The following is a 22,321-nucleotide window of genomic DNA, read 5'->3' as shown; positions in this document are numbered from 1 at the left end:
GACCGATCGGCCCCCTCTTCGTTCCCCCGTACGGGGGACGGGATATCTGATCTGAACCGAGGTGTACGCCATGGTGGCCCCGCCGGACAACGATGTGATCTGGGCGCGTTCCCTGCAGCATTCCCACAACGGCTCACCCGCGCTCGGCGGGGTCTCCCTGGGCATCCGCGACGGCGAGATCCTCGCGGTGACCGGTCCGCGCGGCAGCGGCAAGACGACGCTGCTGCACTGCCTCTCCGGACAGCTGGTGCCCGAGCAGGGCGAGGTCTGGTTCAACAGCGTGCCCGTGCACACGATGGGGCCGAGGCTGCGCGAGCGGCTGCGCCGCGACAAGTTCGGCTGGATCGCTCCCGAGCCGCAGCTCGTCCCGGAGCTGAACACCTGGGAGAACACCGCACTGCCGCTCCTGCTGCGCGGCGCCTCGCACCGGGAGGCCAGGAAGGCCGCCATGGAGTGGCTGGAGCGCCTGGACATCGGCACCTGCGCCAAGAAGCGCCCGCACACCCTCCAGCAGAGCCAGCGGCAGCGGATCGCGGTGGCCCGCGCGCTGGCCGCCGGGCCCTCGGTGATCTTCGCCGACGAGCCGACCGCGACGCTGCACCGCACGGACCGCACGCACGTCCTGCGGACCCTGACCAGTGCCGCCCGCTCGCACGGGATCACGGTGGTGCTCGCCACGCACGACGCCGAGATCGCCTCGCTCGCCGACCGCGTGGTGCCGCTGCTCGACGGGCGCCGGGTCTCCACCGTCGGCCTGCCCGCCGAAGCCGATCCGGAGGGGCGCGCGGCGTGCTCGCTCTCCGTCTAGCCCGCGGCTCCCATCCACTGGTCCTGATGCGGCGGCTGCTGGTCGCGGCCGCCTCCGCCGGGGTCGGCTTCCTTCTCCTGTGCACCCTCGGCTACACCGCCGCGCACCCGCACTCGGCGGGGGCGGTGCTGCGGCTGCTGTGGTGCTTCGTCCCGCTGGCGGCGACCGTGCAGTTCGCGGTCGCGGTGGCGCGCACGGACCCGAGCACCCGGCCGCGTACCGGGCTGTCCGCCGTGGGCCTCGGCCCGGTGAAGCTCAGCGTGCTCGCCGCGGTCTCCACCGCCGTCTCGTGCACCCTCGGGTCTGCCGTGGCGCTGCTGTTCTTCCTCCATCTGCGCGGCGACCTGTCCGGGCTGCCGTTCGACGGGGCCGCCGCCGATCTGCTCGGCGCGGACGCGTCACTGCCCCTCGCCGCCGTGCTGGTCCTGCTGGCCCTGGTGCCGGTGGCGGCCGCCACGGGCAGTGCGCTGGCGCTGCGCGGCCGTCCGGCGGGGGCGGCGCGCGACACGGACGACGGCGGCGACCTGGTGCCCGCCGAGGAGATCCCGGCCCCCGCCGCGCCGCCGGGCGGGCTGCCCTGGGGGGTGGCCCTGACCGCTGCCGGTCTCGCCGTCGAGGCGTACGCGAGCCGGGGCGAGCCCGGCAGCCCCTTCCCGCTCCCGGGCAAGCTGGACTCCACCCCGGCCTGGGTGCTCGTCGGCTGGACGCTCACGGCGATCGGCCTGGCCACGGCGGGCCCCGGCCTGACCTATCTGTGCGGCAAGCTGCTCCAGACGGCCCGGCCCGGGGCCGTACGCCTGCTGGCCGGCCGGGTCCTGATGGACGAGGCACGCCGGATCGGCCGCCCGCTCGGCATCGTCTGCGCGGTCCTGTCGGCGGTCATCGCCGCCTTCGCGCTGTACGGGAGCGGGCCCCGGCCGTTCGGCCCGCTGACCGCGCTGGGGGCGGTGCTCGTCGTCGGCTGCACCACGGCGACGCTGCTCACCTCGGCCCTGGAGGCCCGCCAGGCCCGCGCCGAGACGGCCAGGGCGCTGCTGCGGCTCGGGGCCCCGGCCTCGGCGCTGCGCTGGGCGACCGCGTTGCGCGCGGTGGCGCTGCTGGTCCTCTTCGCCCCGCTCACCTGGGCGATCGCCGAACTGGCCGCGCTGCCGCTGACCCCCTGAGCGCGGCTCGTCGCGCGAAACCGGCCGGGCCCCTTGCCCGGCCGGTTTCGCGCGTTTACGGGTGCCCGCCCGGATCGGATGAGCGTTTCGTAGCATGAGCGGCGTGGAGAGCCCGGACGAGTACAGGAGCGGCAACGGCGACGAGATCGAGTCGCTGGCCGAGTTCGACGCGGCGGTGGCCGCCGGTTCGCTGGCCGGGCGCCGTGTGCAGTCGGTGGACCTCACGGAGCGGAGCGAGGCGCTGCTGACCACGGACACCGCCGGGGCCGTGTTCCTCGGCTGTCCGATGGAGCCCGGTCCTGAGGAGAAGGTCCGGGCCGGCGGGGCGTTCGTCTTCCCGCCCGTCCCCGGCCTGCCCTTCGATCCGTACCGGGGCCTGCTCTACTCCCCCGACGCGCTCTACGACGGGCTCGCGCGGGAGGGTTACGCGGCCACGCCGGACGCCCTGGCCTTCGACTGGTTCCGGCGGACCCGGTCGGACGGCGACGCGTTCGCCTCGATGCTCCGGGCGCTCCACGACGACGCGATCTCGGACGCGCTGGCGGAGGTGCTCGCCGGGGCCCGGGTGGCCGGTGTGATGGGCGGCCACGCGCTGCCCCGGGGCGGCGCGGGTTACGCGGAGGCGGCCCGGCTCGGCAGGACCCTGGCCCGCAGCGGCCTCACCGTGGCGACCGGGGGCGGCCCGGGCGCGATGGAGGCGGCCAACCTGGGGGCGTACGCGGCGCCGCACGACGACGCGATGCTGGACGAGGCGTGCGCGATGCTGGGCGCGGTGCCGTCCTTCACGCCCTCGGTCACCGACTGGGCGCGGGCGGCCTTCGCGGTACGGGAGCGCTGGCCGGACGGCGGCCCGTCCGTGTCGATCCCCACCTGGTTCTACGGCCACGAGCCGCCCAATCCGTTCGCCGGGCACATCGCGAAGTACTTCACCAACGCGCTGCGCGAGGACGGGCTGCTGGCCCGGTCGAACGCGGGCGTGATCTTCCTCCCCGGCGCGGCCGGCACCGTCCAGGAGATCTTCGACAGCGTCACCCCGAACTACTACGAGTCCCGCGGCGAACCCGTCCCCATGGTCCTGGTGGGCCACGACCACTGGACGCGCGAGCTTCCCGCCTGGCCTCTCCTGCAAACCCTGGCGTCCGGCCGGACGATGGAGTCCCGCATCGCCCTGGTCGACACGGTGGAGGAAGCCCCCGACGCCCTCGCCCGCCTCTCGGGGGCGTAGACGCGGTATTCGGTGGGGCTCGGCGGTGGCCTTCTGCCATTCTGCTCGCCATGTCCGCACGAAATCGAAGACTGCCCCGGCACCGCGCCTGGCCGCTGACCACCACCGACATCAGCGAGAGTCTCGGCCCCTGCATGACCCGGGTCACGGACCTGGCATTCCTCACCGGGCATGACAGCGGGACCCTCGTCCTGGGAGTGGAGTGGATCGCTCCGAACCCCCGCAACTACGGCCGCGGCGTCCATCCGGACATGGTCGGCTTCCGCATCGACGTCCACCCGGTCGACGCCACCGAACGTGCTGCCATCCGTGCGGTGCTCCGAACGCAGGCCCTCCCGGAACTCCGCGCGTGGATCACACGGGCGACCGCTGCCGCTGAGACCTGGCGGATGGCCGATCACCAGCACTACTGGCGGATGGCCGACGGCCGCTGCACAGCCGCACCCGGCCGATGACTACGCGGACGCGCCCGGCGATCCGTCGCGGCGGTTGACCTTGACGCGGCGGCAAGGTTTCTACTGGCGGCATGCGAATCGGAGAGATCGCCGCGCTCGTGGGGCTGACCACCCGGGCGATCCGGCACTACCACCACGTCGGGCTGCTCCCGGAGCCGGAGCGGCGCCCCAACGGCTACCGGGCGTACAGCATCCGCGATGCCGTCCTGCTCGCCCGGGTGCGGCGGCTCACCGAGCTCGGTCTCGGTCTCGACTAAGGCGTGTCCGGCGGATCAGGGTCGGGTAGGGCGCGGCGTCTGGTGCGGTGCATCGCAAGGCGCCGGGGCGTCCTAATAGCGGAGCTATTCGGGCGTTTCGGCAACGCGGCGAGGTGCCGTGCCAGGCGTCGCGACCCCGGCCATGATCCGCCGGACACGCCTTAGGTGCGCGACGTCCTCGCCGATGACGCCGGGCGCGAGCTGGCCGAGGTGCTGGCGGAACTCGACGCGGACCTGGCCCGCCAGGAGGCGGCCGTCCGGGAGCGCCGTCGCCGCCTCGCCGCCCTGCTCGCCGAGCCGCCCGGGGCCACCGGGCCCGTCTCGCCCGCCCTCGCCGCGCTGCTGGCACAGGCCCCGGAGACCGATTCGCCGAGCGCGGCCAAGGACCGCGAATACCTCACGCTGATGGACGCGCCCGGCAACGGTGCCCAGGAGATGTTCGCGCTGTTCGAAACGCTGGTCACCGATCCCGCGGTCATCGAACTGTACGAGCGCCTGGACGCGCTCGCCGAGGCCCCGGCCGACGACCCGCGGATCGCCCCGCTGGCGGCCGATCTGATGGCGGCCGTCCCCGAGGAGCTGTTCGCCGCCATCCCCGGGGACGGGGTCGTCGTCACCGGGCTCAAGGAGGCGATGCTCGCCGAGTACGCCCCCGCGCAGGCGGAGGTCGTGGGGCGGCTCATGGACGCCTTCATCGCGCGGGGCCGGGGATGAGCGGCATACGGGTGGCACGGGTCGCTGCGGCCGCCGTGCTGTCCGCGGAACTGGCCCTGGCGGTCTGCCTGGTGGCCGGGGTCCGGCCGCCCGGGTGGGCCCTGGTGGGCGCCGAGGCACTGGTGCTCGCCGTGCTGCTCCTGGAGGCCCGGGTACTGCGCTCGCTGTACGTCGCGTCGCGCGCGGACGGCGCGGACCCCCGGGCGGCACGGCGGGCCGCCGTGGAGCGGGCGGTGCCAGTGGCGGTCCGCCGTCTGGTCCGCCACGAACTGCGCGCCGTCGCCTCCCTGGCGCGATGGGTCCGGCGCCGCACGCACGGGGTGCGCCCCGGGGACCTCGCCGTCGCGTACACCGGGCCGCAGACCGCGATGATGTACGGGCTGCTCTTCGTCATGGCCGTCGAGACGGTGGGCCTGGCCCTCCTCATCCCGTGGCCGGTGGTCCACCGGGTGTTCCTGGTGCTCGACCTGTACGGGCTCGTCCTGGTGCTGGCCCTGCACGCCGCCTGCGTCACCCGGCCGCACGTCGTACGCCCCGACGGCTCTCTGCGGATCCGCTACGGAGCCCTCTTCGACCTCGTCGTGCCGCGCGACGCGGTCGCCTCGGCCCGGGTCGACCGCCGCTACCCGGAGGGCCGCCTGATCACCGTCTCCGACGACGGGGTCCTCGACCTGATCGTGGGCAGCCAGACCTCGGTGACGGTGGAGCTGAACCGGCCGCTCCCCTTCACCCGGCCGCTCGGCGCCTCGGAGACGGCCCGCACCATCCGCTTCCACGCCGACGACCCGCGCGCCTTGGTCGGCGCGGTCCGCCAGTCGGCCTGAGCTCAGAACAGGGCCGGAAGCACCACGGTCTCCGAGGCGTCGAAGGTGACCCCGACCCGCTCGCCCTCCTCCGGCGTCCCGCGCAGCGAGCACTCGGCCTCCAGCACCGGACCGCGCTCAGGGTGCAGGGTCACGGCGACATGGCTGCCCCGGAAAATGCGCGCACCCACGACGCAGCGCAGCCCCTTCTCCGGCCCGCCGATCCGGACCCCGGCGGGCCGCACCAGCAGATCGCACGCACCCTGCGGCGACCCCGCGGGCACCGGCACCTCGCCCCACTCCGTGTCCGCCGCCTCCCCCTCGACGGTCGCCTCGACCACGTTGTCGAAGCCCAGGAAGCGGGCCACGAAGGCGGAGGCGGGGCGCTGCCAGACCTCCAGCGGGGTGCCCACCTGGGCGACGCGGCCCTCGCGCATCACGACGACCCGGTCGGCCAGAGCGAACGCCTCGCCCTGGTCGTGGGTGACGGCGAGCACGGTGGTGCCGAGGCGGCCGAAGAGGGCGCGCAGCTCCACGACGAGCCGTTCGCGCAGGCTGCGGTCCAGCTGGCCCAGGGGCTCGTCGAGCATCAGCAGCCTGGGGCTGGGGGCGAGGGCCCGGGCCAGGGCGACGCGCTGCTGCTCGCCGCCGGAGAGCGCGGCGACGGCGCGGCGTTCGGCGCCGGGGAGGCCCACGAGGTCGAGGAGTTCGGCGACGCGGCGGTCCTGTTCGGCCCGGCCGGCCCCGTGCATCCGCAGGCCGAAGGCGACGTTGGCGCCGACGTCCCGGTGCGGGAAGAGCTGGTGGTCCTGGAACATCAGGCCGAGGCCGCGCCGGTGGACCGGGATGCCGTCCTGGTCGGTGCCGTCGAGCAGGACCCGGCCGCCGTCCGGCTCCTGGAGCCCGGCGACCAGGCGCAGCAGGGTGGACTTGCCGCTGCCGCTCGGCCCGAGGACGCAGACGGTCTCGTGGTCGGCGACCTCCAGGTCGACCCCGTCGAGCGCGGCCCGGTCACCGAAGCGGACGGTGACCGATTCGAGCGTCAGCATCTTTCAGAACTCCCCGGATCGGTCGGTGCGGATGCGTTCGAGCAGCAGCAGCGACACCGCGCACACGAGCATCAGGACGGTGCTGAGGGCCATGGCCTGGCCGTAGTTGAGGTCCCCGGACCGGCCGAGCAGCCGCGCCACGGCCACCGGCAGCGTCGGGTTGTCGGGCCGCGCGATGAACACGGTCGCGCCGAACTCCCCCAGCGACACCGCGAACGCGAACCCGGCGGCGACCAGCAGCGCCCGCCGTACGAGCGGGAAGTCCACCTCGCGCCAGGCCCGCAGCGGCGAGGCCCCGAGCACCGCCGCGGCCTCGCGCAGCCGCGCGTCCACCGCCCGGAGCACCGGCAGCATGGTCCGTACGACGAAGGGCACCCCGACCAGCGCCTGGGCGAGCGGCACCAGGATCCAGGAGGTACGGAGGTCCAGCGGCGGCTTGTCCAGGGTGATCAGGAAGCCGAAGCCGACGGTGACGGCGGAGACCCCGAGCGGCAGCATCAGCAGCGCGTCGAAGCCCCGGACGAGCCGGCCCGCCCGCCGGGTGAGCGCGGCGGCGGCGAGCCCGCCGACGACGAGGGCGATCAGCGTGGCGACGAGGGCGTAGCGCAGCGAGTTCCCGATGGCTTCGACGGGCGCCACCAGGAACGTACCGCTGTTGGCGTCCGCCGAGGTCAGCGCGCGGTAGTAGGCGAAACCGGAGCCGCCCAGCGAGCGTTCCACCAGTACGGCGAGCGGCAGCAGGACCAGCAGCAGCACGCTCAGCAGGACCCCGGCGAGCAGCGTCCACTGCCCGGCCCCGTGCGGCTTGCGCGCCGTCTGCGACGGGTCGACCAGCTTCAGCGCGCGCTCCCTGCGGCGTACGGTCCACGCGTGCACGGCGAGGATCGCGCCGACGGCGGCGAACTGCACGAGCGTCAGCACGGCGGCCGTGGGCAGGGCGAGCAGCTGGGCGGTCTGCCGGTAGATCTCCACCTCCAGCGTGGAGAAGCCGGGACCGCCAAGAATCTGTACGACCCCGAAGGAGGTGAAGGTGAAGAGGAAGACCATCAGCGCGGCGGCGGCCACGGCCGGGGCGAGCGCGGGCAGCGTGACACGGCGCCAGGCGGTGAACCGGCTCGCGCCCAGCACCCGGGCGGCCTCCTCCTGACGCGGGTCGAGCTGCGCCCAGAGCCCGCCGACGGTCCGGACGACGACCGCGTAGTTGAAGAAGACGTGCGCCAGCAGGATCGCCCACACGGTGGTGTCGAGCCGTACGCCCCACAGCTCGTCCAGCAGCCCGCCGCGCCCGAGCAGCGCGAGGAACGCGGTGCCCACGACGACGGTCGGCAGCACGAACGGCACCGTGACCACGGCCCGCAGCACCTGCTTGCCGGGGAAGTCGAACCGGGCGAAGACATACGCGCCGGGCAGCGCGATCAGCAGGGTCAGCGCGGTCGAGGCGAGCGCCTGCCACAGCGTGAACCACAGGACGTCCCGGATCTCCGGCCGGGCCAGTACCTCGCCGAACCGGCCGAACTGCCAGACGCCGTCCGCCTTGAGCCCCCGGCCGACGATCGCGGCGACCGGGTAGGCGAAGAACACGGCGAAGAACGCGACGGGCACGGCCATCAGGCCGAGCCGCACCGCGGTCCCGCGCCGGGCCCGGGCGCGTGCGGATCTCCCGCGCGCGCCCGGTCCGCGTACGGGAGTCTTCGCTACTTCACTACGAGCGAGGACCATGACTGGACCCACTGCTCACGGTTCTTGGCGATGGCATCCGGGGCGACGGTCGCCGGCTTCTCCGCGGTGGCACCGAACTCGGTGAAGAGCTCCGGCACCTTCGCGTCCTTCGCAACCGGGCTGACGAACATGGTGAGCGGCATGTCCTCCTGGAACTTCTTCCCGATGAGGAAGTCCAGCAGGGCCTTGCCGCCCGCCTCGTTCTTCGCGCCGTCCAGGAGCCCCGCGAACTCGATCTGGCGGAAGCACGTCCCGGTGGCGACCCCGGTCGGCGCGGTCTTCGGCTGCGGGTCCGCGTACAGCACCTCGACGGGCGGGCTGGAGGCGTAGCTGACGACGAGCGGGCGGTCGGCCTTGGCCTTCTTGCCGCCGGCCGAGCCGGAGAACTCCTCGTTGTACGCCTGCTCCCAGCCGTCCACGACCTTGACGCCGTTGTCCTTCAGCTTCTTCCAGTAGTCCTGGTAGCCGTCCTCGCCGAAGGTTCCGACGGTGCCGAGCAGGAAGCCGAGGCCGGGCGAGGAGGTCGCGGCGTTCTCGGTGACGAGCAGGTCCTTGTACGCGGGCTTCGCCAGGTCGGCGAAGGTCTTCGGCGGCGCGAGCTTCTTGTCGGCGAAGTACTTCTTGTCGTAGTTGACGCAGATGTCACCGGTGTCGACCGGGGTGACCCGGTGCTTGTCCGCGTCCAGCTGGACATCGGCCGGGACCCGGTCCAGGCCCTTGGCCTCGTACGGGGTGAACAGGCCGTTGTCGAGGGCGCGCGAGAGCAGGGTGTTGTCGACGCCGAAGAACACGTCGCCGCGCGGGGAACCCTTGGTCAGGATCTCCTGGTTCAGGGCGGCGCCCGCGTCCCCGCTCTTGAGGACCTTGACGGTGTAGCCGGTCTCCCGGGTGAACTCCTTCAGCACGTCCTTGGAGGCGTTGAAGGAGTCGTGGCTGACCAGGGTGACCGTCTTGGAACCGGAGCCCTTGGTCGAACCAGAACCGGAAGCCGAGTCGTCGGAACTTCCGCAGCCGGCCAGCGCGGTGACGCCGAGCGCGGCGGCGACGGCCGCCACCGCGGCCTTCTGGGTGGTGCTCATGTGTGATTCCTCCTGGAGTGACCAGGAAGAGACGCGGCCCTGCCCGCACACCGGCCGGAGCCGGAAGCGGGCAGGGCGCAACAGCTTGAGTAAGGTCCGAACTTCCTACCCGGAATGACCCGGGCGAGGTTCAGAGGGTCTGCGGCCAACCTGTCCTTGGTGCCGCACTCTCAGCGCTGTGGCGCTCCCCTGTCGGAATATGCAGTTGATTTCGGCCCCAGGCTACACGGCCGTTTTCGGCCGGGAACCCGGGCACCGACGGCCGCCCGCCTCAGCGCTCGGAGGCCGCCAGCTGCCCGCAGGCGCCGTCGATCTCCTGGCCCCGGGTGTCCCGGACGGTGACCGGCACGCCGTGATTGGCGATGGCCTCCACGAACGCCCGCTCGTCCTCGGGCCGCGAGGCGGTCCACTTGGAGCCGGGGGTCGGGTTCAGCGGGATCAGGTTGACGTGGACCCGCTTGCCCTTGAGGAGGCGGCCCAGCAGGTCGCCGCGCCACGCCTGGTCGTTGATGTCGCGGATCAGGGCGTACTCGATGGAGATGCGGCGGCCCGACTTCTCCGCGTACTCCCATGCGGCGTCCAGCACCTCGCGCACCTTCCACCGGGTGTTCACCGGCACGAGGGTGTCGCGCAGCTCGTCGTCCGGGGCGTGCAGCGAGACCGCGAGGCGGCACTTGAAGCCCTCGTCGGCGAACCGCAGCATCGCGGGCACCAGGCCGACGGTGGAGACGGTGATCCCGCGCTGCGAGAGGCCGAGGCCGTCGGGCTCCGGGTCGGTCAGCCGGCGGATCGCGCCGACGACGCGGTTGTAGTTGGCCAGCGGCTCGCCCATGCCCATGAAGACGATGTTGGAGAGCCGGGCGGGCCCGCCGGGGACCTCGCCGTCGCGCAGGGCGCGCATGCCGTCGACGATCTGGTGGACGATCTCCGCGGTGGAGAGGTTCCGGTCGAGACCGGCCTGCCCGGTCGCGCAGAACGGGCAGTTCATCCCGCAGCCGGCCTGTGAGGAGATGCACATCGTGACCCGCTCCGGGTAGCGCATCAGGACGGACTCGACCAGCGTCCCGTCGTGCAGCTTCCAGAGGGTCTTACGGGTGGTGTCGTCGTCGCAGCTGATGTGCCGGACGACGGACATCAGGTCGGGGAACATCGCCTCGGCGAGCTTGTCCCGCGATCCGGCCGGGATGTTGGTCCACTCGGCCGGGTCGTGCGCGTACCGCGCGAAGTAGTGCTGCGAGAGCTGCTGCGCGCGGAACGGCTTCTCGCCGATCGCGGCGACGGCCTCCCTGCGCTCGGCGGGCGTGAGGTCGGCGAGGTGCCGCGGCGGCTTCTTGGCTCCGCGGGGCGCGACGAAAGTGAGTTCTCCGGGCTTAGGCATGGTTCCTCCAGTGTCGCAGACGCGCGAAGGTGCCCGTGTGCGTCGCGGTGAGGGGCGGCTCACGGGGTAACCGGGACAGCACAGGGAGTTCCGAAGCCGCCGCGGGAGGTGGGTGCCGTGCACACCGTCAAACACTGGTTCAACGACAGCCTGATCGGTCAGGGCCTGGTGGTCTTCGGACTCGGTGTGGGCCTGAACGCGCTGTTGCGCCACGACGACCCCCCGGCCATGTGGCTGGTCCAGGGCGCCGTCTACACCGTCGTCGTGATGGTGGCCGTGGCCCTCCAGCGGAGGCGGACGAGCCGGGTCACGGGCGCCTCCCCGAGCGCCGTCGCCGGGCTCCTGCGGAAGATCCGCCACCACGAGGTGCCGCGCGACCCGCGGGAGCGGGCCGTGCTGCGGCGGCTCGTCGACGACCAGCTGGGCCGGATCGAGCGGAGCAGGCGGTGGCTGCCGTACTGGCTGGGCGCCATGGGCCTGGTCGCGATCGGTCTGCTCGTCCTCGGCGCCACCGGTGGCTCCCTCGGGTACGCCCTGCTCTTCGCCGCCTTCGTGGCGGTGTTCTGTGCCTGGATCCTGTGGATGCGCCGCCGGGCGGTGGCCCTCTACCGCGACATGCGGGTGGCGCTGCGCGAACAGGGCTGACGCCACATGGCTGAGGGGCTACCGCTCGCGAGCGGTAGCCCCTCAGCCATGTACGGACGCCGGTCTCAGCCGGAGCCGACGAACAGCACCAGCAGCAGCCACACCACCGGGGCGGTCGGCAGCAGCGAGTCCAGCCGGTCCATGATCCCGCCGTGGCCGGGCAGCAGCGTGCCCATGTCCTTGATCCCGAGGTCCCGCTTGATCATGGACTCGCCCAGGTCGCCCAGGGTGGCGCTGGCCGCGACCGCGAGGCCCAGCAGCAGCCCCTGCCACCAGGAACCGTCGTCGATCAGGAACTGCATGCACAGCGCACCGGCCACCATGGCGAAGGTGACCGCCCCGAACAGGCCCTCGCGGGTCTTGCCGGGGCTGATGCGCGGAGCCAGCTTGTGCTTGCCGAACCGCCAGCCGACCGCGTACGCCCCCGTGTCGCTGACCACGGTCAGCAGCAGGAAGGTCAGCACCCGCTGCGGGCCGTCGTCGGCGGTCAGGAGCATGGCGACGAAGGTGGCCAGGAAGGGCACGTAGAACGCGGCGAAGATGCCCGCCGTGACGTCCCTGAGGTAGTCCTCGGGCGGCTGCGCCATCCGCCACACGAGCACCGCCAGGGCGGTCAGGGCCATGGCGACCCAGGCGCCCTCGGCCCCGCGCGCGTACCCGGCGATCACCATGGCGGCGCCGCCGACGGCGAGCGGCACGAGGGGCGCCTTGATGCCCTTGCGCTCCTCCAGCCGGGAGGTGAGCTCCCACAGGCCGACCACGACGGCGAGCACGATGACGCCGACGAAGACGGCCTTGACGACGAAGAGCGAGACGACGACCAGGGCACCGAGCCCCAGGCCGACCCCTATGGCGGCTCCCAGGTCCCGGCCCGCGCGCTTCTTCTGCGGCGGCGGGGGCGGGGGCGGCGGCGCGGTCGGCATGGGCTCCTGCGGCTTCTCGTCGCGGAACAGGGGGCCGCCGCTCAGGCGTCCGGCCCCCTGGTCCCGGTGATCACGGTCTTCAGCGTCTCTACCTGCGTCGGGAACGTCCGGCACGATGGGCATGGGCCGAGTCTGCTGGGCGTCGTGCACATCGTAGGCAGGACCCGCCGCAGCACCCTGCATCTCCGGCGCGACCCGGTGGCCGGCGCCCTGCGGAGCGCCCCAGGAAGAGTCGTTCATCAGACTTCGAGCAGCTCGGCTTCCTTGTGCTTCAGCAGCTCGTCCACCTGCGCGACGTACTTCGCGGTGGTGTCGTCGAGCTCCTTCTCGGCGCGGCGCACCTCGTCCTCGCCGGACTCCTTGTCCTTGACCAGCTTGTCGAGCGCTTCCTTGGCCTTGCGGCGGACGGCGCGGATCGAGATCTTGGAGTCCTCGGCCTTCGTCTTCGCGACCTTGATGTAGTCGCGGCGGCGCTCCTCGGTCAGCTCGGGGAAGTTGACCCGGATGATATTGCCGTCGTTGCTCGGGTTGACGCCGAGGTCCGAGTCGCGGATGGCCTGCTCGATGTTGCGCAGCGCGGTCTTGTCGAACGGCGTCACGACGGCCATACGGGGCTCGGGCACCGAGAACGAGGCCAGCTGGTTGATCGGGGTCGGCGCACCGTAGTAGTCGGCGACGATCTTGTTGAACATCGCCGGGTGCGCACGGCCGGTGCGGATCGCGGCGAAGTCCTCTTTCGCGACGACGACGGCCTTCTCCATCTTCTCCTCGGCCTCGAGGAGGGTTTCTTCGATCACCACGTGCTCCTGCGTGTCTTGAACGGGCCCGGCGGGCCCGGCGGGTCCTGCGTCGCGTCCTCACCTGCACGGTGTCCGACCGGCAGGCCGTTGTCCATCTTCCGGGGCGGTCCCGCGCCCCTGTTCCACCGGGCCTCACCGGTGGACGCGCCGGTGGTCAGGCGCGGGTGTCCTGGTCGCTCACGAGCGTGCCGATCTTCTCACCCTTGACGGCGCGGGCGATATTGCCTGCGGCGGTGAGCTCGAAGACGAGGATGGGCAGCTCGTTGTCACGGCAGAGCGTGATGGCGGTGGCGTCGGCGACCTTGAGGTCGCGGGCGAGCACCTCGCTGTACTCCAGCGCGTCGAACTTGACCGCGGCGGGGTTGGTCTTCGGGTCGGAGTCGTAGACCCCGTCCACGCCGTTCTTCCCCATGAGCAGCGCCTCGGCGTCGATCTCCAGGGCGCGCTGGGCGGCGGTGGTGTCGGTGGAGAAGTAGGGCATGCCCATGCCCGCGCCGAAGATCACGACGCGGCCCTTCTCCAGGTGCCGCACGGCACGCAGCGGGATGTACGGCTCCGCGACCTGGCCCATGGTGATGGCGGTCTGGACGCGGGAGTCGATGCCCTCCTTCTCCAGGAAGTCCTGGAGGGCGAGGCAGTTCATCACGGTGCCGAGCATGCCCATGTAGTCGGAGCGCGCCCGGTCCATGCCCCGCTGCTGGAGCTCGGCGCCGCGGAAGAAGTTGCCGCCGCCGATGACGACCGCGATCTCCGCGCCGTCCCGGACGACGGCCGCGATCTCGCGGGCGATGGCGTGCACGACGTCGGGGTCGACACCGAGGCCCCCGCCGCCGGCGAACGCCTCTCCGGACAGCTTCAGCATGAAGCGTCCGCGTACCTTGCCGTCCTCGCGCTTGTCGTCGTCTTTGGCGGCGTCCGCGCCCTTGTTCATGGGGATTCTCCTCGTGCACATACGAAGAAGGCCATTGCCGATGGGTCTGGTGTCCCTTGCGGCAATGGCCTCCTCGTCAGATCTGCGGTCGTACGGCGGTGTGCGGCCGTCGACTGCACCAGACCCTACCGGGTCCGCCGTTTTTCGCGGACGGACTCAGATGCCGACCTTGATACGCGTGAAGCGCTTCAGGGTGACACCGGCCTCGTCCAGAACCTTCTGGACCGACTTCTTGTTGTCCAGCGCGTACGGCTGGCCGAGGAGGGTGGCCTCCTTGAAGAAGCCGTTGACGCGACCCTCGACGATCTTCGGGAGGGCGGCCTCGGGCTTGCCCTCGGCGCGGGTGGTCTCCTCGGCGACGCGGCGCTCGGCCTCGACGACCTCGGCCGGGACGTCCTCGCGGGAGAGGTACTTCGGCGCGAAGGCGGCGATGTGCTGGGCGAGGCCCTTGGCCAGGTCGGCGTCGGCCTTGTCCAGCTCGACCATCACACCGATCTGCGGGGGCAGGTCGGGCATGGTGCGGTGCATGTAGACCGAGACGAAGGCACCCTGGAACTGCGCGAAGCGGTCCAGGACGATCTTCTCGCCGAGGTTGGCGTTGGCCTCGTCCACGTACGCCTGGACGGTCTTGCCGGGCTCGATCTCGGAGGCGAGCAGCGCCTCGATGTCGGCCGGGGAGGTCGCGGCGACGTGCGCGGCGAGGGCGTTGGCGACGGCCTGGAACTTGTCGCCCTTGGCGACGAAGTCGGTCTCGCACTTGAGCTCGACCAGAACGCCGGAGGTCTTGTCCTCGGAGACGAGGGAGACGACCGCGCCGTTCTCGGCGGAACGGCCCTCGCGCTTGGCGACGCCCTTCTGGCCCTTGATACGCAGCGCCTCGACGGCGGCGTCGACGTTGCCGTCGGCCTCGTCGAGCGCCTTCTTGCAGTCCATCATGCCGGCGCCGGTGAGCTCGCGGAGCTTCTTGACGTCAGCGGCGGTGTAGTTCGCCATGAGTCTGTGTTCTCTCTCGAAGTCTGAAAGATCTACGGGTGGACGGCGGGGGCGGTGCCAGTGCACCGGCCCCCGCCGTCTTCAGCCGTGACGGGTGTCAGGCCTGCTCGGCGTCCGCGGCCGGGGCCTCGGCCTGCTCGGCGTCGGCGGCGATGGCCTCCGGCTTCGCGTCGGCGTCGGCGGCCTTCTCGGTCTCGGCGGAGGACTGGACCTCGGCGTCGGCCTTCTTGTCGCCCTCGAGCAGGTCACGCTCCCACTCGGCGAGGGGCTCGCCGGCGGCCTTCTCGCCCGGCTTCGAGTCGCCGGTGGCGGCGCCGGAGCGGGCGATGAGGCCCTCGGCGACGGCGTCGGCGATCACGCGGGTGAGCAGGGTGACGGAGCGGATCGCGTCGTCGTTGCCCGGAATCTTGTAGTCGACCTCGTCGGGGTCGCAGTTGGTGTCGAGGATCGCGACGACCGGGATGTGGAGCTTGCGCGCCTCACCGACGGCGATGTGCTCCTTCTTGGTGTCGACGACCCAGACGGCGCTCGGCACCTTCTGCATCTCGCGGATACCACCGAGGGTCTTCTCCAGCTTGGCCTTCTCGCGGGAGAGGACCAGGAGCTCCTTCTTGGTGAGGCCGGAGGCGGCCACGTCCTCGAAGTCGATGAGCTCCAGCTCCTTCAGGCGCTGGAGGCGCTTGTAGACGGTGGAGAAGTTGGTGAGCATGCCACCGAGCCAGCGCTGGTTGACGTACGGCATGCCGACGCGCGTCGCCTGCTCGGCGATGGCCTCCTGGGCCTGCTTCTTCGTACCCACGAACATGATGGAGCCGCCGTGCGCGACGGTCTCCTTGACGAACTCGTAGGCGCGGTCGATGTACGACAGCGACTGGAGCAGGTCGATGATGTAGATGCCGTTGCGCTCGGTGAAGATGAAGCGCTTCATCTTCGGGTTCCAGCGACGGGTCTGGTGACCGAAGTGGACGCCGCTCTCCAGCAGCTCCCGCATCGTGACGACGGCCATGGCCGTACTCCTTGGTTTTCTCGGTTGCCGCGGCAGCAGGATTGCTGTCGCGCCTGACGCCCCGGCGCGCCGTGCCGCAAGGGACCGAGGGGCGCGGCCACCTCCGTGGAACCGGTGGTGGCGGGGCGTGCGAAGTCGACCCGGTGACCCGGGTCGCCTGAAGAAGTGTACGGGACCGTCCGGGTCCCGGGTGACGGCGTTGTCCACAACCGGCCGGTAGTCCACAGATCCGGCTCATGATCCCCACGCGGGCGGGGTCCGGGGGACGGTGGCGCCATGCGAATCACATGCGAACGGGCACGGTGGTGGCTGCCCTGGGCCGTGGTGCTCGCCGCGCTGACGGCGTGGGGCGGGTGGCCGGGCACCGCCGTGGCGGCGGACGGCGGGGAGCGGGCCTGGCCGCTGGCCGGGCGCCCTTCGGTCGTACGGGGATGGGAGCCGCCCGCCGGTCCCTACGGGCCGGGCCACCGGGGCGTGGACCTGGCCGCCGCGCCGGGCACCGAGGTGCTGGCGGCCGCCGCGGGCCGGGTGTCGTTCGCGGGGGCGGTCGCCGGGCGCGGGGTGGTCTCCGTCGAGCTCGCGGGCACGGGCGACCCGCCGCTGCGGACGACGTACGAGCCGGTGCGCCCGCTGGTCGCGGAGGGCGACGAGGTCGCGGCGGGCCAGGTGGTGGCCATGCTGGAGGCGGGGCCGTTCCACTGCGCGGCGGGCTGCCTGCACTGGGGGCTGCGCCGGGGGGAGGCGTATCTGGACCCGCTCTCGCTGCTGCCCCCGTCACTGCTGCGGCACGGCCCTTCGCGCCTGCTGCCGGTGTACAGGGTGCCGCTGCCGGAGCCGCCGAGGGCGGGGGCGCCGGCAGCGCACGGGGCCGTCGGACCCGCCCTGCTGGTGGCGCTCGCCGCGCCGTGGCGTCGGGCGACGCGATGGGGCCCGGCGCGGTGGGGCCGGTCGCGGGTGCCGACGCGGCGGGGTCAGTCGCGGGTGCCGGCGCCCCGGACGCCGTCGAGGATCATGGCGACGGCGGTGTCGGCGATAACCCCGGGCTCCTCCGCCACGGTCAGCTCGATGCGCCGGACGGCGGCGTCCACGGAGCCCTGGAGCAGCATGGCCGCGAGGCGGGGCTCCGCGTGGCCGAGGTCGCCGAGCGCCTCCACGATCATGGCGATGAGCCCGCCGTGCGCGGCCCGGATCTTCTCGCGGGCGCCCGCGTCCAGTTCGCTGGCGGAGATCGCGACCACGGCCCGGTGGCGCCGGTCCCCGACCAGGTCGAGCTGGCGCCGGACGTACGCTTCGATCTTCTCCTCGGGCGTCCCCGCCCGCTCCATCGCGCTCTCCACCTCGGCCGCCCAGACGGGGAAGTCGACGGCGCAGAGCTCCTCCACGACGGCGGCGCGGGAACGGAAGTACTCGTAGACGGAGGACCGGGCGAGGCCCGTGCGTTCGGCGAGGGCGGGGAAGGTCAGCGCTTCCGTGCCGCCTTCGGACAGCAGGGAGCGCGCTGCGTCCAGGAGGGCGCCGCGCTGCATGGTCCGGTGCTCGGCCACGGAGGCCGCTCGAATCCTGGGCACGACTCCACTCTACGGCGACCGCCGCCGAGCGGTACCCGCGCGGGCCGAGGTGACCGGGTCCGGATCCCCCGCGCACCGGCTCAGCGCCCGGCGTCCGCCAGCTTCGCGCGGAGCTGGAGCACCGACTTGGTGTGGATCTGGCTGACCCGGCTCTCGGTGACCCCGAGGACGTTGCCGATCTCGGCGAGGGTCAGGCCCTCGTAGTAGTAGAGCGTGACGACCGTCTTCTCGCGGTCCGGGAGGGTGTTGATCGCCCGGGCGAGCAGCCGTCTGAGCTCCCGGTCCTCCGCCACCTCCACCGGGTCGTCGGCGGCGGTGTCCTCCAGCGTGTCCATCAGGCTCAGCCGGTCCCCGCCCTCGCCGCCCACATGCAGCAGCTCTTCCAGCGCGACCACGTTGGCCAGGGACAACTGGCTGAAGACGGCGTGCAGTTCGTCCAGCGTGACGTCCATCTCCGCCGCGACCTCCGCCTCGGAGGGGGTGCGGCGCAGCTGCGCCTCCAGCGTCGCGTAGGCGCGTTCGACGGCGCGCGCCTTCTGCCGCACGGAGCGCGGGATCCAGTCCAGTGCCCGGAGTTCGTCGATCATCGCGCCCCGGATGCGGGTGATCGCGTACGTCTCGAACTTGATGGCCCGTTCGACGTCGAACTTCTCGATCGCGTCGATCAGCCCGAACACCCCGGACGAGACGAAGTCCGCCTGCTCGACGTTGGACGGCAGGCCCACGCTCACCCGCCCGGCGACGTACTTGACCAGGGGCGAGTAGTGCAGGATCAGCTGCTCCCGCAGCCGCTCGTCGCCGGTCGTCTTGTACGAGCGCCACAACTCGTCGAGCGAGGACGGGGCGGGAGGGCGCACAGTGCCACGCGCAGCCGGTGGTACTGCCGCGCGGTCAGACCCGGAGGTGTGAGGGGGCATGTGGTGCCTTGAGCCGTTCTGCCGTGAAGTACTGGGACTTGTCTCTGGGGCGGAATCCTTGTGAGCGTAGCGTGACTGGGCTGTCGCGGTGCGCGCAGGATAAGGGATGGAGACCCGGCGCTCACCGGCCCCGGAGTCACCGCAGAAGCGTCCGCCGAGGTCATCGGCATCACCTTTTCACCCGAATGCCCCAGGTCAAGAACCGCCTCGCCGCGCGTCGTCCCGGCAAGTCGGCCTCCGCGTCAACCTCCATCCCTCACCCACACGTTCGACGTATCCCAGTGAGAGCAGTTCGTACAGCTTGCCGAGGGCCTCGTCGGCGCTGGTCCCCGCGCCCCGCGCCACCTCCCGGGCATCGACGGCGGAGCGCGCCGGCAACGCGTCCAGCACCCGCCCGGCGACGGCGTCCAGCAGGTCCCGGGCCAGCACCGGACCGCTCCTGGACGGCGCCAGGTCCCCGATGTCGCCCACCAGCTCGGCCACTTCGGCGGCGTCCGTCACCAGCACGCCCTCCCCGCGCAGGAGTTCGTGGACACCGGCCGACAGACCGCTGGTCGCCGGCCCCGGAACCCCCATGGTGAAGCGCCCCAGCCGCTGCGCGACCCGCGCCGTCACCAGCGAACCGCTGCGGTACTCCGCCTCCACGACCACCGTCCCCCGCGTCAACGCGGCGATCACCCTGTTCCGCAGGACGAACCGGCTGCGCGTCGGGTGCTCGGACGGCGGGAGCTCACCGATGACGAGCCCCTGCCCGGCCACCCGGGCGATGAGCTCGGCATGGCCCGGCGGATAGGCCACGTCCACCCCGCAGGCCAGCACCGCCACCGTCGCCCCGCCCGCCGCCAGCGCACCCCGGTGCGCCGCGCCGTCCACCCCGAAGGCGGCGCCCGAGACCACCACCCAGCCGCGCTCCGCGAGCCCCGCGCCCAGTGTCGTCGCCATGTGGGCCCCGTACGGGGTGCAGGCGCGGGCGCCGACCACGGCGACCGAGCGCAGCGCCCAGAGCCGCAGATCGGGCCCGCCGCGCACCCACAGCCCGGTCGGCCGCGCGTCGCCCAGGTCGTCCAGCTGAGTCGGCCACTCGCGGTCGCCGGGGCAGACGAAGCGCCCGCCGACCGCGGCGACGGCGGCCAGGTCCCGCTCCGGGTCGGCCCGGGCGGCCCGGAGCCGGTAGCCCGCGAGCCGCCGCACCGTCATGCCGCGCAGCCGCTCCGCCTCTCCGGCCGGGTCGGTGATGCGCCGCCACAGCCCGACCGCGCCGCACTCCCGCAGCCACCGCCCGCCCCGCTCGTCGCCGGGCTCCAGCACCCGGGTCAACGCCGCCCGCGCCAGCCGCTCCGCCGCGCCCGCGCCCCCGGCCGCCGCCGAACCCGCGCGATCCGCCGGGTCCACACGGTCCACCGGACCCCCGCGATCCGCCGGGCCCGCGCCCCCGCCCGCACCCCGGTCCGCGCCGTACGCGAGCTCGCCTCCCCCGTGCCCCGTCACGGCGCCCCCGCCCCCAGCGGCACCCCGCGCGGGATGCCGCTGCGCAGCTCCAGGGCGGCGGCCACGTCCGACGCGTCCGGGCGGGCCGCGCCGCGCAGGTCCGCGACCGTCCACGCCACCCGCAGCACCCGGTCCAGGCCCCGGGCCGTGAGCAGCCCGCGCTCCATGTCCCGCTCGGCCGCCATCAGCGCGCCCGGGGCCGCGGCCAGCCGGGTCCGCAGCTCGTGTCCCGGCACCTCGCTGTTGGTCGTCCAGGGCGTCCCGGCCAGCCGCTCGGCCGCGCGCTCCCGGGCCTCCCGCACCCGGGCGGCGACGGTCTCCGTGGACTCGCCCCGGCCACCCCGCCCCATCAGGTCCTCCCGCGTGACCGGGGCGACGGTCACCCTGAGGTCCACCCGGTCGAGCAGCGGCCCGGAGAGCCTGGCCTGATACCGCCGCACCGCCGACGGCGGGCACTCGCAGCCCTCACCGCTCAGGGTGTGCCGCCCACAGGGGCACGGGTTGGCGGCGAGCACCATCAGGAAGCGGGCCGGAAGCCGGACCACCCCCGCACTGCGGGCCACCACGACGTGCCCGGACTCCAGGGGCTGGCGCAGCGCGTCCAGTGTCTTCACGGAGAACTCGGGCGCCTCGTCCAGGAAGAGGATTCCGCGATGGGCGAGCGAGACGGCACCCGGCCTGGGCAGTCCGTTGCCGCCGCCGACCAGCGACTGCATGGTCGCCGAGTGGTGCGGCGCGCAGTACGGCGGCCGGGCGATCAGGGGCTCGCCCGGCGGCAGGATGCCGGCCACCGAGTGGACGGCGGTCACTTCGAGGGACTCCTGCCGGGTGAGCGGCGGCAGGATCGCGGGCATGCGCTCGGCCAGCATGGTCTTGCCCGCGCCCGGCGGACCGGTCAGCAGCAGATGGTGGCCGCCGGCCGCGGCGATCTCCAGGGCCTTGCGCGGCCGCTCCTGGCCCGCCACGTCCGCCAGGTCCGGCCGGGCCCCGTCCCCGGCCGCCGGGCCCCTGGTGAGGCCGGTGCCCAGTCCGGCGCCGGGCACCATCAGCCCGGCGAGCATCGGATCGGGGCGGCCCTCCTCCTCGGCCCGCTGCTCGTCCGGCACCGGTTCGTCGCACAGCACCGCGATCAGCTGCCGCAGGCTGCGCACCCCGAGCACGGAGACGCCGGGGACGAGGGCCGCCTCGCCCGCGGTCTGTTCCGGGACGACCACCTGGCGGTATCCGGCGTCGGCCGCCGCCAGGACCGCGGGGAGCACACCCCGTACCGGACGCACCCGGCCGTCGAGCCCCAGCTCCCCGATCATCACCACATCGGCGATCGACTGAGGGTCGATCCGCTCCGCCGCACCGAGAACCGCGCAGGCCACGGCCAAATCGAAGCCCGAGCCGCCCTTGGGCACCGAGGCCGGGGAGAGCCCCACGGTGAGCTTCTTCTGCGGCCACTCGGCCCCGGAGTTGACCACGGCCGCCCTGACCCGGTCCCGGCTCTCCACCAGGCTCTTGTCGGGCAGCCCCACCAGCGTGAACGCCGCCACACCGGCCTCCAGGTCCGCCTGGACCTCCACCACCACGCCCTCGACGCCGACCAGGGCGACCGAGCAGGCACGTGCGAACCCCATTTCAGGCCACCCCCCGCGCGTGCTCGGCCAGGGGCGCGCCGCGTTCGGGCAGCACCACCCCGACCAGGTCGATGCGCACCCCGCCCGGCGGCGGGCCGCCGTGCCGCTCCAGCCAGAGCGCGGCCAGCCGGCGCAGCCGCTCGGCCTTCGCCGGGGTGACCGCGGCCATCGGATGCTCGTACGCACCCGATCTGCGGGTCTTCACCTCGCAGATGACGAGCGCGTCCCCGTCCATCGCGACGATGTCGATCTCACCGGCGCGACAGCGCCAGTTCCGTTCCAGTACGGACATGCCGGCGTCGGCCAGCAGCCGCGCCGCCAGGTCCTCGCCGTACCGCCCGAGAGCCCCCCGTGCGTTCATATCGGCACCACCTCCGGCACCGACTCTGACGCGTCCGCCCTACTTCAGTGGATCTTGGTGGACAAGCGGGCGATTGTGGATAACTCAGCCACTTGGAAGTTCGAGATCGCTCTTGTTGAGCTCCTCGATGTTGACGTCCTTGAACGTGAGCACCCGTACCTGCTTCACGAACCGGGCGGGCCGGTACATGTCCCAGACCCAGGCGTCCGCCATGGACACCTCGAAGAACACCTCGCCCTGGACCGAGTGCACCTGCATCTCGTAGTCGTTGGTGAGGTAGAAGCGCCGTTCGGTCTCGATCACGAATTTGAACAGACCGACGACATCGCGGTACTCCCGGTAGAGCTTCAGCTCCATCTCGGTCTCGTACTTCTCGAGGTCCTCGGCGCTCATTGGCATGTTCCCCTTCAGCCGTGC

The 22,321-nt window shown here is 72.7% G+C and carries 21 protein-coding genes and 3 pseudogenes; 9 read left to right on the top strand and 15 right to left on the bottom strand.

The genetic code is table 11. From position 1 onward, the window contains the following. Positions 1 to 70 precede the first annotated feature (70 nt). The 7 genes and pseudogenes from AMK18_RS15370 to AMK18_RS15345 all read left to right on the top strand — a co-directional run bounded on the left by AMK18_RS15370 (position 71) and on the right by AMK18_RS15345 (position 5,446). On the top strand, positions 71 to 808 hold the full coding sequence (locus AMK18_RS15370) for an ABC transporter ATP-binding protein (RefSeq protein ID WP_073863163.1): 738 nt from the start codon (positions 71 to 73) through the stop codon (positions 806 to 808). A gap of 26 nt (positions 809 to 834) precedes the next feature. Continuing rightward, positions 835 to 1,971: a hypothetical protein gene (locus tag AMK18_RS15365; RefSeq protein WP_073863162.1), complete on the top strand. Its 1,137-nt coding sequence runs from the start codon at positions 835 to 837 to the stop codon at positions 1,969 to 1,971. Between the two features lie 94 nt (positions 1,972 to 2,065). Next, entirely contained in the window at positions 2,066 to 3,196 is a 1,131-nt protein-coding gene (locus tag AMK18_RS15360) for an LOG family protein (protein ID WP_073863161.1), read from the top strand. 50 nt (positions 3,197 to 3,246) lie between these two features. Then, positions 3,247 to 3,651, top strand: coding sequence for a hypothetical protein (locus tag AMK18_RS15355; RefSeq protein WP_073863160.1), 405 nt, complete (start codon positions 3,247 to 3,249; stop codon positions 3,649 to 3,651). Positions 3,652 to 3,722: 71 nt separating this feature from the next. Further along, a pseudogene (locus AMK18_RS35230) lies at positions 3,723 to 3,905 on the top strand (MerR family transcriptional regulator); the annotation flags it as partial. Between the two features lie 165 nt (positions 3,906 to 4,070). Then, positions 4,071 to 4,622 (top strand): annotated as a pseudogene (locus tag AMK18_RS35225) (MerR family transcriptional regulator); the annotation flags it as partial. Continuing rightward, the gene (locus AMK18_RS15345; RefSeq protein ID WP_198957002.1) at positions 4,619 to 5,446 is read left to right on the top strand and encodes a hypothetical protein; all 828 of its coding nucleotides are present in this window, start codon (positions 4,619 to 4,621) and stop codon (positions 5,444 to 5,446) included. The pseudogene AMK18_RS35225 and the gene AMK18_RS15345, both read left to right, overlap by 4 nt. Before the next feature lie 2 nt (positions 5,447 to 5,448). Here the strand turns inward: AMK18_RS15345 and AMK18_RS15340 are convergent, their stop codons facing one another. From AMK18_RS15340 to rlmN, 4 genes are all read right to left on the bottom strand, one after another. After that, on the bottom strand, positions 5,449 to 6,474 hold the full coding sequence (locus tag AMK18_RS15340; protein ID WP_073863158.1) for an ABC transporter ATP-binding protein: 1,026 nt from the start codon (positions 6,472 to 6,474) through the stop codon (positions 5,449 to 5,451). A 3-nt stretch (positions 6,475 to 6,477) separates the two neighbouring features. Then, positions 6,478 to 8,082 (bottom strand): ABC transporter permease, encoded by a 1,605-nt coding sequence (locus tag AMK18_RS15335; RefSeq protein WP_073863257.1) that lies wholly within the window; start codon positions 8,080 to 8,082, stop codon positions 6,478 to 6,480. 86 nt (positions 8,083 to 8,168) lie between these two features. Beyond that, positions 8,169 to 9,272 (bottom strand): thiamine ABC transporter substrate-binding protein, encoded by a 1,104-nt coding sequence (locus tag AMK18_RS15330; RefSeq protein WP_073863157.1) that lies wholly within the window; start codon positions 9,270 to 9,272, stop codon positions 8,169 to 8,171. A gap of 271 nt (positions 9,273 to 9,543) precedes the next feature. Next, positions 9,544 to 10,650 (bottom strand): 23S rRNA (adenine(2503)-C(2))-methyltransferase RlmN, encoded by a 1,107-nt coding sequence (rlmN, locus tag AMK18_RS15325; RefSeq protein ID WP_018102368.1) that lies wholly within the window; start codon positions 10,648 to 10,650, stop codon positions 9,544 to 9,546. Between the two features lie 108 nt (positions 10,651 to 10,758). Here rlmN and AMK18_RS15320 point away from each other — a divergent pair, with 108 nt between their 5' ends. Continuing rightward, a complete protein-coding gene (locus AMK18_RS15320) occupies positions 10,759 to 11,295 on the top strand; it encodes a hypothetical protein (RefSeq protein WP_018102369.1) in 537 nt (178 codons plus the stop codon). Between the two features lie 65 nt (positions 11,296 to 11,360). Here the strand turns inward: AMK18_RS15320 and AMK18_RS15315 are convergent, their stop codons facing one another. From AMK18_RS15315 to rpsB, 5 genes are all read right to left on the bottom strand, one after another. Next, positions 11,361 to 12,458: a phosphatidate cytidylyltransferase gene (locus tag AMK18_RS15315; protein ID WP_026171421.1), complete on the bottom strand. Its 1,098-nt coding sequence runs from the start codon at positions 12,456 to 12,458 to the stop codon at positions 11,361 to 11,363. Continuing rightward, positions 12,458 to 13,015, bottom strand: coding sequence for a ribosome recycling factor (gene frr / locus AMK18_RS15310; protein WP_018102371.1), 558 nt, complete (start codon positions 13,013 to 13,015; stop codon positions 12,458 to 12,460). The genes AMK18_RS15315 and frr overlap by 1 nt, the downstream gene beginning before the upstream one ends. Positions 13,016 to 13,172: 157 nt before the next feature. Continuing rightward, positions 13,173 to 13,949 carry a UMP kinase gene (gene pyrH / locus AMK18_RS15305; RefSeq protein WP_018102372.1) on the bottom strand — a complete coding sequence of 259 codons (777 nt, stop codon included), beginning with the start codon at positions 13,947 to 13,949 and terminating at the stop codon, positions 13,173 to 13,175. 156 nt (positions 13,950 to 14,105) lie between these two features. Beyond that, positions 14,106 to 14,942 carry a translation elongation factor Ts gene (tsf, locus tag AMK18_RS15300; protein ID WP_018102373.1) on the bottom strand — a complete coding sequence of 279 codons (837 nt, stop codon included), beginning with the start codon at positions 14,940 to 14,942 and terminating at the stop codon, positions 14,106 to 14,108. A gap of 97 nt (positions 14,943 to 15,039) precedes the next feature. Then, positions 15,040 to 15,948, bottom strand: a complete 909-nt coding sequence (gene rpsB / locus AMK18_RS15295; protein WP_018102374.1) for a 30S ribosomal protein S2 — start codon at positions 15,946 to 15,948, stop codon at positions 15,040 to 15,042. Positions 15,949 to 16,224: 276 nt separating this feature from the next. Here rpsB and AMK18_RS15290 point away from each other — a divergent pair. Further along, a pseudogene (locus AMK18_RS15290) lies at positions 16,225 to 16,644 on the top strand (murein hydrolase activator EnvC family protein); the annotation flags it as partial. A 275-nt stretch (positions 16,645 to 16,919) separates the two neighbouring features. Here AMK18_RS15290 and AMK18_RS15285 read toward each other — a convergent pair. From AMK18_RS15285 to AMK18_RS15260, 6 genes are all read right to left on the bottom strand, one after another. After that, complete coding sequence (locus AMK18_RS15285; protein ID WP_073863156.1) at positions 16,920 to 17,492, bottom strand: TetR/AcrR family transcriptional regulator; 573 nt, start codon at positions 17,490 to 17,492, stop codon at positions 16,920 to 16,922. 104 nt (positions 17,493 to 17,596) lie between these two features. Beyond that, positions 17,597 to 18,433, bottom strand: a complete 837-nt coding sequence (gene whiG / locus AMK18_RS15280) for an RNA polymerase sigma factor WhiG (protein WP_026171422.1) — start codon at positions 18,431 to 18,433, stop codon at positions 17,597 to 17,599. A gap of 195 nt (positions 18,434 to 18,628) precedes the next feature. Beyond that, positions 18,629 to 19,825 carry a DNA-processing protein DprA gene (gene dprA / locus AMK18_RS15275; RefSeq protein WP_107422343.1) on the bottom strand — a complete coding sequence of 399 codons (1,197 nt, stop codon included), beginning with the start codon at positions 19,823 to 19,825 and terminating at the stop codon, positions 18,629 to 18,631. A gap of 92 nt (positions 19,826 to 19,917) precedes the next feature. Then, complete coding sequence (locus tag AMK18_RS15270; RefSeq protein ID WP_073863154.1) at positions 19,918 to 21,543, bottom strand: YifB family Mg chelatase-like AAA ATPase; 1,626 nt, start codon at positions 21,541 to 21,543, stop codon at positions 19,918 to 19,920. A 1-nt stretch (position 21,544) separates the two neighbouring features. Then, the gene (locus AMK18_RS15265; protein WP_018102379.1) at positions 21,545 to 21,904 is read right to left on the bottom strand and encodes a YraN family protein; all 360 of its coding nucleotides are present in this window, start codon (positions 21,902 to 21,904) and stop codon (positions 21,545 to 21,547) included. Positions 21,905 to 21,988: 84 nt separating this feature from the next. Further along, entirely contained in the window at positions 21,989 to 22,297 is a 309-nt protein-coding gene (locus AMK18_RS15260; RefSeq protein ID WP_018102380.1) for a DUF2469 domain-containing protein, read from the bottom strand. Positions 22,298 to 22,321 lie beyond the last annotated feature (24 nt).

Source organism: Streptomyces sp. CB01249, assembly GCF_001905735.1.
GTDB lineage: Bacteria > Actinomycetota > Actinomycetes > Streptomycetales > Streptomycetaceae > Streptomyces.
The sequence above is the reverse complement of the archived record's forward strand: the minus strand, read 5'-3'. Positions and strand labels throughout refer to the sequence as shown.

Coding starts and splice junctions, on each gene's coding strand:
- AMK18_RS15335 (WP_073863257.1), bottom strand. CDS start 8,082: ATGGCCGTGCCCGTCGCGTTCTTCGCCGTGTTCTTCGCCTACCCGGTC.
- AMK18_RS15370 (WP_073863163.1), top strand. CDS start 71: ATGGTGGCCCCGCCGGACAACGATGTGATCTGGGCGCGTTCCCTGCAG.
- AMK18_RS15340 (WP_073863158.1), bottom strand. CDS start 6,474: ATGCTGACGCTCGAATCGGTCACCGTCCGCTTCGGTGACCGGGCCGCG.
- AMK18_RS15260 (WP_018102380.1), bottom strand. CDS start 22,297: ATGAGCGCCGAGGACCTCGAGAAGTACGAGACCGAGATGGAGCTGAAG.
- whiG (WP_026171422.1), bottom strand. CDS start 18,433: ATGCCCCCTCACACCTCCGGGTCTGACCGCGCGGCAGTACCACCGGCT.
- AMK18_RS15360 (WP_073863161.1), top strand. CDS start 2,066: ATGAGCGGCGTGGAGAGCCCGGACGAGTACAGGAGCGGCAACGGCGAC.
- AMK18_RS15265 (WP_018102379.1), bottom strand. CDS start 21,904: ATGAACGCACGGGGGGCTCTCGGGCGGTACGGCGAGGACCTGGCGGCG.
- AMK18_RS15330 (WP_073863157.1), bottom strand. CDS start 9,272: ATGAGCACCACCCAGAAGGCCGCGGTGGCGGCCGTCGCCGCCGCGCTC.
- AMK18_RS15355 (WP_073863160.1), top strand. CDS start 3,247: ATGTCCGCACGAAATCGAAGACTGCCCCGGCACCGCGCCTGGCCGCTG.
- AMK18_RS15315 (WP_026171421.1), bottom strand. CDS start 12,458: ATGAACGACTCTTCCTGGGGCGCTCCGCAGGGCGCCGGCCACCGGGTC.
- AMK18_RS15270 (WP_073863154.1), bottom strand. CDS start 21,543: ATGGGGTTCGCACGTGCCTGCTCGGTCGCCCTGGTCGGCGTCGAGGGC.
- pyrH (WP_018102372.1), bottom strand. CDS start 13,949: ATGAACAAGGGCGCGGACGCCGCCAAAGACGACGACAAGCGCGAGGAC.
- rlmN (WP_018102368.1), bottom strand. CDS start 10,650: ATGCCTAAGCCCGGAGAACTCACTTTCGTCGCGCCCCGCGGAGCCAAG.
- rpsB (WP_018102374.1), bottom strand. CDS start 15,948: ATGGCCGTCGTCACGATGCGGGAGCTGCTGGAGAGCGGCGTCCACTTC.
- AMK18_RS15365 (WP_073863162.1), top strand. CDS start 835: ATGCGGCGGCTGCTGGTCGCGGCCGCCTCCGCCGGGGTCGGCTTCCTT.
- tsf (WP_018102373.1), bottom strand. CDS start 14,942: ATGGCGAACTACACCGCCGCTGACGTCAAGAAGCTCCGCGAGCTCACC.
- AMK18_RS15345 (WP_198957002.1), top strand. CDS start 4,619: ATGAGCGGCATACGGGTGGCACGGGTCGCTGCGGCCGCCGTGCTGTCC.